At 32.9% G+C, this 14,683-nt stretch carries 15 protein-coding genes; 14 read left to right on the forward strand and 1 reads right to left on the reverse strand.

Going from position 1 to position 14,683, the window contains the following annotated elements; all coding sequences use genetic code 11:
• The first annotated feature begins 14 nt into the window (after positions 1-14).
• Positions 15-503: a dihydrofolate reductase gene (locus tag AC1RPV_RS02345; protein ID WP_481761335.1), complete on the forward strand. Its 489-nt coding sequence runs from the start codon at positions 15-17 to the stop codon at positions 501-503.
• A 49-nt stretch (positions 504-552) separates the two neighbouring features.
• Here AC1RPV_RS02345 and trhA read toward each other — a convergent pair whose 3' ends face one another.
• Entirely contained in the window at positions 553-1,194 is a 642-nt protein-coding gene (trhA, locus tag AC1RPV_RS02350) for a PAQR family membrane homeostasis protein TrhA (RefSeq protein WP_481761334.1), read from the reverse strand.
• 139 nt (positions 1,195-1,333) lie between these two features.
• Here trhA and AC1RPV_RS02355 point away from each other — a divergent pair, with 139 nt between their 5' ends.
• The 13 genes from AC1RPV_RS02355 (at position 1,334) to AC1RPV_RS02415 (ending at position 14,682) form a co-directional block, all read left to right on the forward strand.
• A complete protein-coding gene (locus tag AC1RPV_RS02355; RefSeq protein WP_481761333.1) occupies positions 1,334-2,182 on the forward strand; it encodes a DegV family protein in 849 nt (282 codons plus the stop codon).
• Positions 2,183-2,380: 198 nt separating this feature from the next.
• Positions 2,381-3,163 carry an SGNH/GDSL hydrolase family protein gene (locus tag AC1RPV_RS02360; RefSeq protein WP_481761332.1) on the forward strand — a complete coding sequence of 261 codons (783 nt, stop codon included), beginning with the start codon at positions 2,381-2,383 and terminating at the stop codon, positions 3,161-3,163.
• Positions 3,164-3,174: 11 nt separating this feature from the next.
• Positions 3,175-3,789 carry a YpmS family protein gene (locus AC1RPV_RS02365; RefSeq protein ID WP_409022524.1) on the forward strand — a complete coding sequence of 205 codons (615 nt, stop codon included), beginning with the start codon at positions 3,175-3,177 and terminating at the stop codon, positions 3,787-3,789.
• A 15-nt stretch (positions 3,790-3,804) separates the two neighbouring features.
• On the forward strand, positions 3,805-4,026 hold the full coding sequence (locus tag AC1RPV_RS02370; RefSeq protein WP_409022525.1) for a YozE family protein: 222 nt from the start codon (positions 3,805-3,807) through the stop codon (positions 4,024-4,026).
• A gap of 14 nt (positions 4,027-4,040) precedes the next feature.
• Positions 4,041-5,489: a S41 family peptidase gene (locus tag AC1RPV_RS02375; protein WP_481761331.1), complete on the forward strand. Its 1,449-nt coding sequence runs from the start codon at positions 4,041-4,043 to the stop codon at positions 5,487-5,489.
• Positions 5,490-5,631: 142 nt separating this feature from the next.
• On the forward strand, positions 5,632-6,480 hold the full coding sequence (gene ylqF, locus AC1RPV_RS02380) for a ribosome biogenesis GTPase YlqF (protein WP_481761330.1): 849 nt from the start codon (positions 5,632-5,634) through the stop codon (positions 6,478-6,480).
• A gap of 2 nt (positions 6,481-6,482) precedes the next feature.
• Positions 6,483-7,250, forward strand: a complete 768-nt coding sequence (locus tag AC1RPV_RS02385; protein WP_481761329.1) for a ribonuclease HII — start codon at positions 6,483-6,485, stop codon at positions 7,248-7,250.
• Positions 7,251-7,300: 50 nt separating this feature from the next.
• Complete coding sequence (dprA, locus tag AC1RPV_RS02390; RefSeq protein ID WP_481761328.1) at positions 7,301-8,170, forward strand: DNA-processing protein DprA; 870 nt, start codon at positions 7,301-7,303, stop codon at positions 8,168-8,170.
• Positions 8,171-8,265: 95 nt separating this feature from the next.
• Complete coding sequence (topA, locus tag AC1RPV_RS02395) at positions 8,266-10,362, forward strand: type I DNA topoisomerase (protein WP_481761327.1); 2,097 nt, start codon at positions 8,266-8,268, stop codon at positions 10,360-10,362.
• Between the two features lie 29 nt (positions 10,363-10,391).
• Positions 10,392-11,699: an FADH(2)-oxidizing methylenetetrahydrofolate--tRNA-(uracil(54)-C(5))-methyltransferase TrmFO gene (gene trmFO, locus AC1RPV_RS02400; protein ID WP_481761326.1), complete on the forward strand. Its 1,308-nt coding sequence runs from the start codon at positions 10,392-10,394 to the stop codon at positions 11,697-11,699.
• Positions 11,700-11,813: 114 nt separating this feature from the next.
• The gene (gene hslV, locus AC1RPV_RS02405) at positions 11,814-12,359 is read left to right on the forward strand and encodes an HslVU peptidase proteolytic subunit (RefSeq protein ID WP_409022532.1); all 546 of its coding nucleotides are present in this window, start codon (positions 11,814-11,816) and stop codon (positions 12,357-12,359) included.
• A gap of 15 nt (positions 12,360-12,374) precedes the next feature.
• Positions 12,375-13,784 carry an ATP-dependent protease ATPase subunit HslU gene (gene hslU, locus AC1RPV_RS02410; RefSeq protein ID WP_409022533.1) on the forward strand — a complete coding sequence of 470 codons (1,410 nt, stop codon included), beginning with the start codon at positions 12,375-12,377 and terminating at the stop codon, positions 13,782-13,784.
• A 16-nt stretch (positions 13,785-13,800) separates the two neighbouring features.
• The gene (locus tag AC1RPV_RS02415) at positions 13,801-14,682 is read left to right on the forward strand and encodes an aldose 1-epimerase family protein (protein ID WP_481761325.1); all 882 of its coding nucleotides are present in this window, start codon (positions 13,801-13,803) and stop codon (positions 14,680-14,682) included.
• Position 14,683: the final 1 nt, after the last annotated feature.

Raw genomic sequence — 14,683 nt, forward strand, 5'->3', positions numbered from 1 at the left:
AAGGAGAGTCAATAATGATTAATTTTATTTGGGCTGAAGACAGTGAACATCATATTGGATATAAGGGTAAGCTACCTTGGTACTTACCAAATGATTTAAAATTTTTTAAGAAAACAACGCTTAATAAGGTCGTTGTTATGGGCAGAAATACATTTGAAAGTTTTCCGGGACTATTACCAAATCGAATTAATATTGTTCTTTCAAGTAAAAACGATTTAGTTGAAACAGATACTCTAAAGATTGTTCATTCAATACCAGAGTTGAATGATTTATTAGAAACATATTCTGAAGATATTTTTGTTATTGGTGGCGCAACATTATTTTCTGAAATGTATGTAAAAGTTAATAGATTGTATCAAACAAAAATTAACGCTACGTTTGATGGTGATGTGATGATGATTCCTATTGATTATACTCATTGGAAATTAATTGAAACGATTCCGGGAATGATTGACAAAAAAAATGTATATGATCATGAATTTAGAATTTATGATAAAAAATAATTAAAAAGCGAAGACATATCCAATACGGATGTGTCTTCGCTTTTTAACTTTAAGTATATAATAAAATAGAAAAAAACATTAATCCTGTACCTAACATCACAAATAAATGCCAAACGACATGTAAGTACTTAACACCGTTTATACTATAAATTCCAGCGCCGATTGTGAACGCAATGCCACCAGAAACAAGTAGCCAGAACCCAATTGTACCGAGGCTATTATAAAGTGGCATCATTGCGCTCAAACAAAGCCAGCCCATAATTAGATAAATGATGGTTGAAATTGTTTTAAAATGACCCAACCAAATTGATTTATAAATAATTCCTAAAACGGTCATCATCCAGATGATTCCGAATAGTGTCCAACCTAATGCCCCACCAACAGAGAGAAGACAATAAGGCGTATAAGTACCTGCTATCAGAATATAGATACTACTATGATCGAAGATTTGAAAAACAGTTCTTGCTCGTGTAAATATTAAACTATGAAATAGGGTAGAAGTTAAGTACAGCAGTACCAAAGATGAACCATATATAGCATACGAGGTAATTTCTAATGCACTACCATTATGAGCACCTTTAATAAGTAAAAAAATCAATCCCGCTATACTTAACCCAAGACCAATACCATGAGTTACCGCGTTTAATACCTCATTTAAGATGAGATACCTTCTACTGTAATTATGTTCCAAAAAAACACCTCAGTCATCAATTTCTATGTGAAATAGACCAGTAATTCTGATATACTAGACATTATAAATAGAAAAGTTTATAGTGACATTATTGTATCATGATTAAAAACTTTTGTTAAGAAAGTGTGGATGAAGAAACATGAAAAAAATTAAAATAATAACGGATTCATCTGTTGGATTAACAGATAATGAAATAAAAGAAAATGACATTAGCATTATACCTCTAAGCGTTATGATTGATGATACTATTTACGTTGAAGGTGAATCAATTACAAATGACGAATTTGAGACTAAAATGGAAACGTCAAAAACGTTACCTAAAACAAGTCAGCCACCAATTGGTACTTTTGTAGAAATGTTTGACAGTCTTGGGGCAGATGGTAGCCAAGTTCTCTCACTTAACATGACTGACCAAATTAGTGGTACAGTTCATACTGCAGAGCAAGCTGCAGAAATGAGTCAATCCGATGTAACCGTTGTTGATACTCGTTCTACTGATCGAGGTATGGCTTTTCAAGTCTTAGCAGCTGCTAAGTTAGCAAATTCAGGTGCATCAATGGATGATATTTTAACAAAAATTTCTGAAATCCGTAAGAATTCAACTCTAAATATGGCCGTTATGACTCTGGATAATCTGGTCAAAGGTGGACGTATATCAAGATTAACTGGTGTTCTTTCAAGTGTTTTAAATATGAAGATTATTTTGGAAATGATTGATGGCGAATTAAAAATTAAAAATAAAGGCCGTGGTATGAAGACGGTTAACAGATTTATTGCAGATTTAGTTGAAGAATTAAAAAGTACACCTAATGTTAAAGCAGTAGGTATTTCTCATGCTGGAAATGAAAAAAAGGCATTTGAAGTTCGCGATTTATTACAAACAGCAGTCCCAAAAGTTGATATTCTAGTTCGACAGACAGCACCTATTATTGCGACGCATGGTGGTCCAGGGGCTTTTGCAGTGATGTTCTACACAGATAAAGACTAATATATTAAATAATTATTTTTAAACTGGTCCAAAAACAGCTGTTTTTGTCCGGTTTTTTTAATTAAATAAAGGAATGATTTTTTGAAATTTTTTAAAAGCTTTTCCATTACTATTTTAAGTATTTTAGTACTAAGTGGTCTTATATTTAGTGGGCTGTGGTTTGCAACCGGCCATTTTTCGAATCATTCTTTAATAACAGTGCCCCATAAAAAAACAGCTCTTAAGCTAGTATCCCTTGGTGATTCTTTAACGCAGGGTGTCGGAGATGAAACGAATAAAGGTGGATTCGTTTCATTAATTACAGAAAAAATAAATACTGATAAAAATATGAAAGTAACTGCCTCTAACTTTGGCTTATCAGGAGATCGAAGTGATCAAATTTATAGCAGATTAAAGAAACAACCCAAAATGCAAAAAACGTTAAAAAAAGCCACTGTTATTACATTAACAGTTGGTGGGAATGACCTATTACAGGTTATACAAAAAAACATTTTATCTAATGATACTGATAAGTTAAATAAAGCTATTGATACTGAAAAAATGACTTATACAAAAAATTTAAATGATTTATTTAAAGAGATTAGAAAATATAATAATAGCGCGCCTATCTACGTTATAGGAGTGTATAACCCATTTTACGTTTATTTCCCCGAAATGAGTAGTATGAAAACGATTGTTAAATCATGGAATAACGTAACCAACAAGGTTGTTAAAAATGATAAAAATAGTTATTTTGTTAGTGTTGAAAAACAGCTTTCTGAAGGACAATATTATGGTAAAACAAGTAAATTAGCCAAGACTTTGGGTAGCTCAGACTTATCTGATTTATCTAGTTTTAATCTTGAAAGTGTCTTGCAAGAAAAAGATGAAAAAAATAACTATATTTCTATAACTGATCATTTTCATCCAAATAAAAAAGGTTATAAAAAAATGACTGATTTGTTGTTCAAATCAATGGAAGAACATCATTTATTTAAATAATGAGGAGAATTATGCCGAAAAGAACAGAAAAAACATCAACCACTTTTAACGCATGGAAAGTTGCGTTTATCATATTATTTTCTTTATTGATTGGCGTACTACTTTATTTTTCCGTTAGTATTATGAACCAATCCCAAGATCAAAAGACACTAACAACTCAAACCACTTCAAAAGCAACAAAAAGAACAGAACTAAGCGTGGAAATGAACAAGGAACAACTTAACGGAACCATTAATTATTATTTAAAATCAATTCAAAAAGGTCAATCAATTAAATATCGGTTTTTAGTAGATAAATCTGCTATATTAATGGGCACAACAAAAATTTTAGGACAAAATATTTCATTCACATTATATTCAGATCCAGTTGTAACAGATGATGGTAATATCTTGTTAAAAGCAAAATCTGTTGCTGTAGGTTCATTACCAGTTCCTAAAAAGTTTATAATGGATTATGTAAAAAATGCATATGATTTACCAAATTGGATTACGATTAATAGCAAAGAACAAACAATTATGCTTAACTTAAAAAAACTAGATATTGAGAATGGTATACAAGCTAGTGCAACCAAAATTGATTTAAAAACGAATGTTTTTAAATTCGATGTTTCTATCCCTTTAAATTAAATGAGGTATCAATTTATGAGACAAACATTTTATCAATTTTTAATGACCGAACGCAATGATCACGGTACGGATGAGGTGTCCCAATTTGCAAATAATGCATTTTATGATCAAAGTTTTCCTAAATTGTCAGATAAGTATGACTTTCTTTCTAATTATCTTGAATTAAATGCAGGATATTTACCTTCAATGACAATTTTTGATGACGCTTGGGCCCGATATTTAGACAAAATGAATTAGTGGGGAATTAAATTATGGAAAAAGATAAAAAAGAAAAACGTTTTAGATTTGGTCGTCATTTTTGGACCTTAATAGGGTCAATTTGTTTATCTTTTATAGTCGGAGCTGCTGCAATGTATTTTTTTGCAATTAGTCAAATTAATACATTAGTTGGGTCATTACAAACGACTAGTTCAGATTTAGCCAAAATTGAGTCTGTTTATTCGGCACTAAATAATTCTTATTATAAAAATATCAGTAAGAAAAAATTAGTCGATGGGGCTATCAATGGTATGGTCGACTCTACTGGAGATAAATTTACGGCCTATTTAGGTAAAGAAGATGCGACTAATTTAAATTCAACTATTTCTAGTAAATTTGTTGGAATCGGTGCTGAAGTCAAAATTAGCAAGAAAAATATTCAGATTGTTTCAGCTATTAAAGGAACACCAGCTAAAAAGGCTGGTTTGAAGACAGATGATATTATCCAAAAAATAGATGGTAAATCTATTTATGGTCTCAGTTTAGAAAAAGCTGTTTCAAAAATTAGAGGTAAAAAAGGAACAATAGTGAAACTAACTATTAAACGTGATTCATCAACATTTAATGTTTCAATAAAACGAGATGATATTCCTGTTAAAACAGTCTATAGTAGTATTTCGAAAAAGAATAAAAAAGTAGGATATATTCAAATTAGTACATTTTCTGAGGATACATCTAACGAAGTCAAATCTGCAGTGAAGTCACTTAGAAAAGATGGCGCTACATCGTTTGTCATTGATGTTCGTGATAATCCAGGTGGCCTTATGGATCAAGCATTAGCGATTGGATCAATGTTCTTAAAAGATGGTCAAACAATTATGCAGGTACAAGGCAAAACGGGTTCTCCTGAAGTATATAAGGCTGGTAAAAAATATGACTCAGGATTTAAAGTCACAGAAAAAACAGCTGTTGTCATTAATAAAGATAGTGCAAGTGCTTCTGAAATTTTAGCAGCCGCACTTAACCAATCTGGTAATGATAAATTAATTGGGTCAACATCTTATGGAAAAGGTACCGTCCAAACAATCAATACCTTTACAGATAAAACAGAATTAAAAGTTACCATTGCTAAATGGCTAACACCTGATGGTTCTTGGATTAATAAAAAAGGGATTAAGCCTACTATTTCAGCTGATTATCCTGCGTATGCTTATTCACCACTAATTAATACTGATAAAACATATAAATATGAAGACGTTACACCTCAAGTTAAAACGATTCAAGTTTACTTAAGCGCACTTAATTATTATAAAGACAAAAATAATGGTTACTTTGGTACATCAACGGTTAATGCAGTAAAAATGTTACAAAAAGAAAATACTTTAACTCAAACGGGCGAAGTTAACAAAGATACTGCTTTAAAAATTGAAACATTAGTTCAGAAAAAAATTTCAAAAAATGATCCTGCCTATGATGCGGCAATTAAATCGTTAACAAATTAATAAAAGACTGAAGAGGGCGAAACTAAATAGCGGAACTCTCTTCTTTTTGTGCACAAATTAAGGTATTCTGATTAAGAGAGTTAAATATAAAGAATTAAGCAAGTTAATTAAAAGTTTACTTGGCTTAACAAGGAGAATTTAAATGACAGTAATCCAATGGTTCCCAGGACATATGGCAAAAGCCTTAAGATTAGTAAAGGAAAAATTAAACTTAGTAGATATCGTACTTGAATTAGTTGATGCAAGATTGCCTGAATCATCTAGAAATCCGCAACTTGAGCAATTACTTGCAACAAAACCTCATATTATGGTTTTAACAAAAAAAGATATGGCCGATCCGAACGTTACTGCACGTTGGCTACAGTACTATGAAAACAAAGGAATTCCGGCAGTTGCAGTAGATAGTCAACACGGACAACTTAACGCTATCGAGAAAAAAATTAACGTTGTTTTAAAAGATAAAATAGCGTTACGAGAAAGTAAAGGTATCCTCCAACAACGAGTTAAGGTAATGTGTATCGGAATTCCGAATGTTGGAAAATCGACGTTACTAAATCATTTGTTAAGTAAAAATGTCGCCATAACTGGAAATAGACCTGGGGTGACAAAAGCACAGCAATGGTTAAAAGCCGGAAAATCAATGTCTCTTTTAGATACACCAGGTATTTTATGGCCCAAATTTGAAGATCAAGAAATCGGTAAACGTCTTGCTTTAACAGGAGCAATAAAAGACTCTTTATATGCAAAAGATGACATTGCATTATACGGGTTAGAACATTTTAAACAAACAAATCCAAAGGCATTACAAGAGAAATATAAATTAACGGATGAACAAATGCAGTTAAGTAATGTTGATTTATTATTAGATTTAACAAAAAAAATGGGTTTCAAAGAAGATTATGATCGTGCGAGTGAGAGAATTATATTTGATATTAGACAAGGTAAACTTGGTCGTTATACCTTAGAAATCCCTCAATTGGGTGGCGAATAGTTGTGACCAAATTTACAATTTCTCAAGTAAAAGAACATTTATTGAATAATCCATCGGATAATTTTATGCAAGAAATAGCTAAAGACTCTCGCAAAGGAGTTATTAAGCTTTTAATCCAATATAATAATAGACAAAAAAAACTAGTTGAACACCAAGAATTATTTAATCGTAGGTTAGTAATAGAAAGAGACCTATGGCAGAATGGTATTCCTTACATCGCTGGTATTGATGAGGTTGGAAGAGGACCGTTAGCTGGTCCAGTTGTTAGTGCAGCAGTTATTTTACCTCATAATTTCAATCTAATTGACGTGAATGATTCGAAAAAATTATCTGCATCTATGCGTGAAGCATTATACGTTGAAATATTAGCTACAGCTGTTTCAGTTGGTATATCTGTGATAAATAATCAAACAATTGATGAAGTTAATATATATCAAGCATCAAGAATTGCTATGTTAGAAGCTGTTAATTCATTGGACGTGAAACCACAACAATTATTGATTGATGCTATGACGATTGATAGCGATATTCCGCAGGAAAGTTTCATTAAAGGCGATTCTAAAAGTGCTAGTATTGCTGCTGCTAGTATCGTTGCTAAGGTTTACCGAGATCATCTCATGAACTTTTACAATGAATTATATCCAGGATACGATTTCAATCATAATGATGGATATGGAACTAAAAAACATTTAGCAGGACTTAGCAAATTAGGAGTCACTCCAATTCATCGTCGAACATTTGAACCAATTAAATCTATTCTAAAAAAATAATGAAATAAATTGCGTACCTTATTAGTATTAATGACTAATAAGGAGAAACAATGACAATAAGAGACACTTTAATTAAACTTAGACTATGTTCTGAAATAACGTATATTGGCGAAAATAAAATTTTTGATTGGTTACAACAGAATCCAAGTTGTACTGATTTAACTCTAGATGTAATTAAATCCATTTTAAATTTAAATAGTAAAAAAATAGCTAGTTTCAGTAAAGCTTACACTAGTATTTCATTGAAAAATGAGGTTATTACCAATAAGTTACATTCAACAATTGTGACTATTATTGATGAGGACTATCCGTATCGACTAAAAGAATGCTATCGACCACCAATTGTTCTTTTTATGCGAGGAAATACGCAATTATTAAATCGACAATCACTTGCTGTTGTTGGTGCTCGGCAAAGAACTGACTACTCAATAGAAGTAATACGATTATTATTACCAAATAGTATCCAAAATGATAAGGTAATTTTAAGCGGATTAGCAGCCGGCGTTGATACCTTGGCACACCAATTTACAATAGCTAACGGAGCAGATACAATTGCTGTTATTGGGACAGGTTTAAATATTTATTATCCAAAAATTAATGAAGATTTACAAATTGAAATTAGCAAAAAGGGACTTTTATTATCTGAGTACGGACTGAATACAGGACCACAACGTAATCATTTCCCTGAAAGAAATCGAATTATTGCAGGCCTTTGTGAATGCTTATTAGTTACAGAGGCTAAACACCATAGTGGTAGTCTTATAACTGCCAATTTAGCATTGCAAGAAAATCGCACAGTACTAGCTGTACCCGGATCAATTATTAGTCCTCTTTCACTTGGGTGTAATGAACTAATAATAGCCGGTGCAATGCCGATTATTAACGGTGAACAGATACTTGCAGAGTTCTATGAAAACTAGTTACGCTTGACAAGTCTCTCTAATATGCTTTAAGATTACTAACGATTTTAAAAATGTTATTGCTTACAATATAAATACTACGAAGGAGTTCAATTATGCCAGTAACCAAAAAGAAAAAGAGAACGCCGGCAAAAAAAAATCTAGTTATTGTTGAATCACCTTCTAAGGCTAAAACAATTGAAAAATACCTAGGCAGCAACTACCATGTTGTCGCTAGTCTTGGACATATTAGAGATTTACCACGAAGTAAAATGGGAGTTGACGTTGAAAACAACTATGATCCTCATTACATTTCAATTCGTGGTAAAGGCGATGTTATTAAAAGTTTAAAAAAAGAAGCTAAAAAAGCTAAAAATGTTTATCTAGCAGCCGATCCTGATCGTGAAGGCGAGGCAATTGCATGGCATTTATCTCATATTTTAGATTTAGATATCACGGACAAAAATCGTGTTGTTTTTAATGAAATTACAAAAGATGCAGTTAAAAATGCTTTTAATGATCCTAGATCAATTGATATGAATTTAGTTGATGCACAACAAGCTCGCCGTATTTTAGATAGATTAGTTGGTTATTCAATTAGTCCTTTATTATGGGCTAAAATAAAAAAAGGCTTAAGTGCTGGTCGAGTTCAGTCTATTGCTTTGAATTTAATTATTGATAGAGAAAAAGAAATTCGTGCATTTATACCAGAGGAATACTGGACTATTGATTCTGAATTTAAAAAAGGTAAAGAGAAATTTGATGCAGCTTTTTATGGTATTAAGGGAAAGAAAAAAGCACTTCATGATAATGAAGATGTTAAAAAAGTAATGGCATTAATTGATACAAAACAAGATTTTGATATCACCGCTGTCACAAAAAAAGAACGTAAAAGATTTCCAGCTTTACCATTTACTACAAGTACAATGCAACAAGATGCTAATAGAAAATTAAACTTTCGTACAAGAAAAACGATGATGGTTGCACAACAATTATATGAAGGAATTCATCTCGGAAAACAGGGTACTGTTGGTTTAATCACTTACATGCGTACCGACTCGACTCGTGTATCTACGACTGCCAAACATGAAACTGCTCAATTTTTACACGAAAAGTATGGTGAAGATTATGCAGCTATTAAGCCACGCAAAGGTAAATTACAAGAAGGTGCACAGGACGCACATGAAGCAATTAGACCTTCCTCTGTTTTACGTACACCTGCTTCAATGAAGGATTATTTAAGTAATGATCAAATGAAGTTATATAAATTAATTTGGTCGCGATTTGTTGCCAGTCAAATGACACCAGCTGTAATGGATACAATGTCTGTATCTATTGAACAAAATGGCGTTACTTATCATACTTCTGGGTCAAAGACTAAGTTTGCAGGTTATACAAAAATTTATGAGGATAACAAAAAGACTGATAATATTTTACCGGATTTAAAAGTTGGCGATCATGTTAAGTTAGCTAAAAATCAGCCTAACCAACATTTTACTCAGCCACCTGCTAGATTCACTGAAGCAAATTTAATTAAAACACTTGAAGAAAATGGTGTTGGACGTCCATCAACGTATGCACCAACCTTGGATACTATTCAACGTCGATATTATGTGAAATTAATTGCTAAGCGTTTTGAACCAACTGAACTGGGTGAAATTGTAGATGATATGATTGAAGCTTATTTTAGTGATATTGTGAATGTTAAATTTACTGCTGAATTAGAAAAAGGTCTTGATAACATTGAAGTCGGAGACGAAAATTGGGTTAAAGTTGTTGATGATTTTTATAAACCATTTTCAAAAAATGTTGAACATGCCCAAGAAACAATTGAGAAAGTTCAAATTAAAGATGAACCAGCTGGATTTAATTGTGAAATTTGTGGGTCACCGATGGTTATTAAGATGGGCCGATATGGTAAATTTTTTGCATGTACGCGTTTTCCAGATTGTCGTAATACAAAAGCAATCGTTAAAGAAATTGGTGTAACTTGTCCATTGTGTCAGCAAGGGGAAGTAATTGAACGTAAATCTAAACGAAATCGTTTATTCTATGGTTGCTCAAGATACCCAGATTGTGAATTCGTATCATGGGATAAACCTATTGGTCGCGAATGTCCAAAATGTCAACATTATTTAATTGAGAAAAAAGTAAAAGGTGGAAAACAAGTCAAATGTAGTAATTGTGACTATGAAGAAGCGGTTCAAAAATAATTGAATCTAACTAGCAGGGGGATTATATAATGGAAAATACTAGCGTTAATGTAATCGGTGCTGGTCTTGCCGGTAGTGAAGCTGCATGGCAGATTGCCAAGCGAGGAGTTCATGTTAATTTATACGAGATGCGCCCTATCAAAATGACACCAGCGCATCATACTGAGAATTTTGCTGAACTAGTTTGTACGAATTCTTTAAGAGCTAATCAAATTACGAATGCCGTTGGTCTTTTGAAGGAAGAGATGAGACAGTTAGATTCAGTTATTATGAAGTCAGCTGACCATAATGCAATTCCGGCTGGCGGTGCGCTAGCCGTTGACCGTGATAAATTTTCTGGTGAGATAACTGATTTAGTTAAAAATCATGAAAATATTACGGTTATCAATGAAGAGTTAACTGAACTACCAAAAGGTCCAACAATTGTTGCGACAGGTCCTTTAACATCATCAGGTTTAGCAGAATCAATTAAACAATTAAATGGTAGTGAGGGACTTTATTTTTATGATGCAGCTGCACCAATTTTAGAAAAATCATCATTAAATATGGATAAAATCTACTTAAAATCACGATATGATAAAGGTGATGCTGCATACCTTAATTGTCCAATGACTAAAGAGGAATTTATAACCTTTTATAAGGCACTAATAGGGGCCGAAACTGCTGAAATGCATGATTTTGAAGATGAAAAATTTTTCGAAGGTTGTATGCCAATTGAAGAAATGGCTAGAAGAGGCGCTAAAACAATGTTATTTGGCCCTTTAAAACCAGTTGGATTAGAAGACCCTAAGACTGGTAGAACACCTTTTGCCGTTGTCCAATTGCGTCAAGACAATGCAGTCGGTGACTTATACAATATTGTTGGTTTCCAAACGCATCTTAAATGGGGCGAACAAAAGAATGTTTTCTCACTAATTCCAGGTTTAGAAAATGTTGAATTTGTTCGTTATGGTGTTATGCATCGTAATACATTTATGCGTTCTCCTGATACACTGGAACCAACATATCAGTCTAAATTTAGAAATGATTTATTTTTTGCTGGTCAAATGACAGGTGTTGAAGGCTATGTAGAAAGTGCTGCAAGTGGATTATTAGCAGGGATCAATGCCGCACATCTTGTTTTAGGAGAAGAGCTAGTCGTACTTCCTAAAACAACTGTGATGGGAGCTATGGCCCATTATATAACACATGCCAGTGGTAAACATTTTCAGCCGATGAATGCTAACTTTGGTATTATCCCTAAATTAGGCACAAAAATTCGAGATAAACAAGAAAAAAATCAAGCGGTTGCAAATCGTGCTCTAGAGCATTTAGCAATTGTTAAACCAAGTCTTTAAATATTTATGAAATATCTGATAAAATAATTGAGTTATACTTCATTGTTGTGCTACAGTAGTAGCGTTCAATGAAGTTTTTTTATACAATAAATGAGTAACATGGAGGAGTTTATTATGGCAACTGTTTCATTTCATGCAACAACAATTTGTGCCGTTAAGCATAATGGTCACTGTGCAATGGCCGGTGATGGCCAAGTCACAATGGGTGAAAAAGTTATTATGAAGGGGACTGCTAGAAAAGTTCGTCGCATATATAACGATCAAGTAGTTGTTGGTTTCGCTGGTAGCGTTGCCGACGCATTTAATCTTGAAGAACGATTTGAAAAAAAATTAAATGAATTTAGTGGTAATTTACAACGTGCAGCAGTTGAATTAGCTCAGGATTGGCGTAGTGAACAATCCTTACAAAAATTAGAAGCACTTTTGATTGTAATGAACAGTAATGAAATGTTATTAGTTTCTGGTAGTGGAGAAGTAATTGAACCTGACGATGACATTTTAGCAATCGGATCTGGCGGAAATTTTGCTTTGTCTGCTGCAAAGGCACTTAAGCATCATACAACTGATATGTCAGCTAAAGAAATTGCTGAGGCATCAATTAATATTGCCGGTGATATTGATATTTTTACTAACCATCATGTCATCTCAGAAGAATTATAGAAAGCGGGTAAATTTATGACTATAAGTGATAAAACACCAAAACAGATTGTTACAGAACTAGATCAATACGTTATCGGTCAAAATGATGCAAAAAAGGCCATTGCTGTTGCATTACGTAATAGATATCGTCGGATGCAACTTTCTGAATCAATGCAAAAAGATGTTACACCTAAAAATTTAATGATGATTGGGCCAACTGGTGTAGGTAAAACTGAAATTGCTCGTCGTTTGGCAACAATGCTTGAAGCACCATTTATTAAAGTTGAAGCAACAAAATTCACTGAAGTTGGTTACGCTGGACGTGATGTTGAATCAATGGTACGTGACTTGGTTGACGTGTCAATTAAATTAGAAGAAGATGCTCAATATGGCCGTGTTTCAGGCGCAGCTGAACGTATGGCTGATAAACGACTTGTAAAACTTCTAGTTCCAGGTATTAAAAAACAAAAAAAAGCCGAGAATGTTAATCTTATGCAAATGATGTCTCAAATTCAAAAAGGTCAAATACCTGCCGGATTAGATGCAAAAGATGAAGAGGAGGTCACTGACGACATTAGAAATGAACGACTATCTGTATCGGAACAACTAAGTCGTGGTTTATTAGAAAATAACGAAGTGACAATTAAAGTTGATGAACCTAAACAGCCTTCTGGTATGAATGGCATGATGGGACAAATGGGCATCGACTTAGGAGATACCTTAAGTGCATTAACACCAACACGCCAAGTAGAAAGAACGTTAACCGTAGCAGAAGCCCGTAAAATTTTAATTCGTGAAGAATCAAAAAAATTAGTTAATGTAGCAGATATCAATCAAGCTGCAATTGAACGTGCTGAAAACACTGGAATTATTTTTATTGATGAAATTGATAAAATTACTTCAAAATCTCAAAAAAATAGTGGTGAAGTTTCTAGAGAAGGCGTACAACGTGATATTTTACCAATTGTTGAAGGCTCTCAAATTTCAACTAAATATGGTGTTATTAATACTGATCATATCTTGTTTATTGCATCAGGTGCTTTTCATGAAAGTAAACCTAGCGATTTAATTGCTGAACTTCAAGGTCGTTTCCCAATTCGAGTTGAATTAGATGATTTGAGCCAAGCAGATTTTGTTAAAATTCTTACAGAACCTCATAATGCCTTAATTAAACAATATATTGCTTTAATTGGCACTGATAATATTAATGTGACATTTACAATTGAAGCAATTGAGAAAATATCTGAAATTGCTTACAACGTTAACCACGATACTGAAAATATTGGTGCACGCAGACTGCATACAATTCTTGAAAAATTACTTGAAGATTTACTATTTGAGGGTCCAGATATGCAAATGGGTGACATAACAATTACTGAAAGTTATGTTGAAGACAAAATTGGTAACATCGTTGCTGATAAAGATCTTAGTCGTTATATTTTATAGGATAGGGTGAACTAAAATGACAGTTGAACTTAAAAATGATTTCATCACAGTCAAAATTGCTGAACAAGGTGCTGAATTAATCAGTATTACCGGAAATGACACATCTATTGAATATATTTGGCAAGCAGATAAACAATACTGGGGTAGACATGCCCCAGTATTGTTTCCATTTGTTGGGCGTTTAAAAAATGATGAATATGCGTATGATCATAAAACATATAAAATGGGTCAACATGGCTTTGCCCGTGACATGCTTTTTACAGTGGTTTCTAAAAGTAAAACATCAGTTGTTCTGGAATTAGGTTCATCCCCAGAAACAATCTCAAAGTATCCGTTTAATTTTAGATTGAGATTACATTACATTTTAACTAATCATCAAATAAAAGTAATTTACGATGTTTATAACCCCGATGAAAATCCTTTGTTATTTTCTATCGGAGGACACCCAGCATTTAACGTACCACTTAAAAATGCTTATTTAAATCTAGAAAATTATCAAATTGAAGTGGCACCAAATGTTGAAAGACGTCAAATTCCACTAGTTGGACCTTTTAGCGATATCGAAAATGCAAAATCAGTTAAGTTCAACGAACCTATTAAGTTATCTCGCGAAACATTCAAAAATGATGCCTTAATTTACGAATTGAAACAACTAGAAACGACTATCTTACTTTCAACACCTGAAGATGATCATGGTGTTTCCGTGACATTAAATGGTGCAGATTACGTTGGTATCTGGTCGAAATATCCTGAAAATTCACCATTTGTTTGTATTGAACCATGGTGGGGAGTAGCTGATAATATTGAATCTACTGGTAATTTATCAGATAAAAGTAATATTTATACGTTAGAAAAAAATAAATCGTTCGAAGGTTCGTATGAAATCACAGTATTTTAAA

This window comes from Dellaglioa sp. CoH-55-MRSF-9 (genome assembly GCF_056782155.1).

Coding starts and splice junctions, on each gene's coding strand:
- AC1RPV_RS02345 (WP_481761335.1), top strand. CDS start 15: ATGATTAATTTTATTTGGGCTGAAGACAGTGAACATCATATTGGATAT.
- AC1RPV_RS02355 (WP_481761333.1), top strand. CDS start 1,334: ATGAAAAAAATTAAAATAATAACGGATTCATCTGTTGGATTAACAGAT.
- AC1RPV_RS02365 (WP_409022524.1), top strand. CDS start 3,175: ATGCCGAAAAGAACAGAAAAAACATCAACCACTTTTAACGCATGGAAA.
- AC1RPV_RS02370 (WP_409022525.1), top strand. CDS start 3,805: ATGAGACAAACATTTTATCAATTTTTAATGACCGAACGCAATGATCAC.
- AC1RPV_RS02375 (WP_481761331.1), top strand. CDS start 4,041: ATGGAAAAAGATAAAAAAGAAAAACGTTTTAGATTTGGTCGTCATTTT.
- ylqF (WP_481761330.1), top strand. CDS start 5,632: ATGACAGTAATCCAATGGTTCCCAGGACATATGGCAAAAGCCTTAAGA.
- dprA (WP_481761328.1), top strand. CDS start 7,301: ATGACAATAAGAGACACTTTAATTAAACTTAGACTATGTTCTGAAATA.
- topA (WP_481761327.1), top strand. CDS start 8,266: ATGCCAGTAACCAAAAAGAAAAAGAGAACGCCGGCAAAAAAAAATCTA.
- trmFO (WP_481761326.1), top strand. CDS start 10,392: ATGGAAAATACTAGCGTTAATGTAATCGGTGCTGGTCTTGCCGGTAGT.
- hslV (WP_409022532.1), top strand. CDS start 11,814: ATGGCAACTGTTTCATTTCATGCAACAACAATTTGTGCCGTTAAGCAT.
- hslU (WP_409022533.1), top strand. CDS start 12,375: ATGACTATAAGTGATAAAACACCAAAACAGATTGTTACAGAACTAGAT.
- AC1RPV_RS02415 (WP_481761325.1), top strand. CDS start 13,801: ATGACAGTTGAACTTAAAAATGATTTCATCACAGTCAAAATTGCTGAA.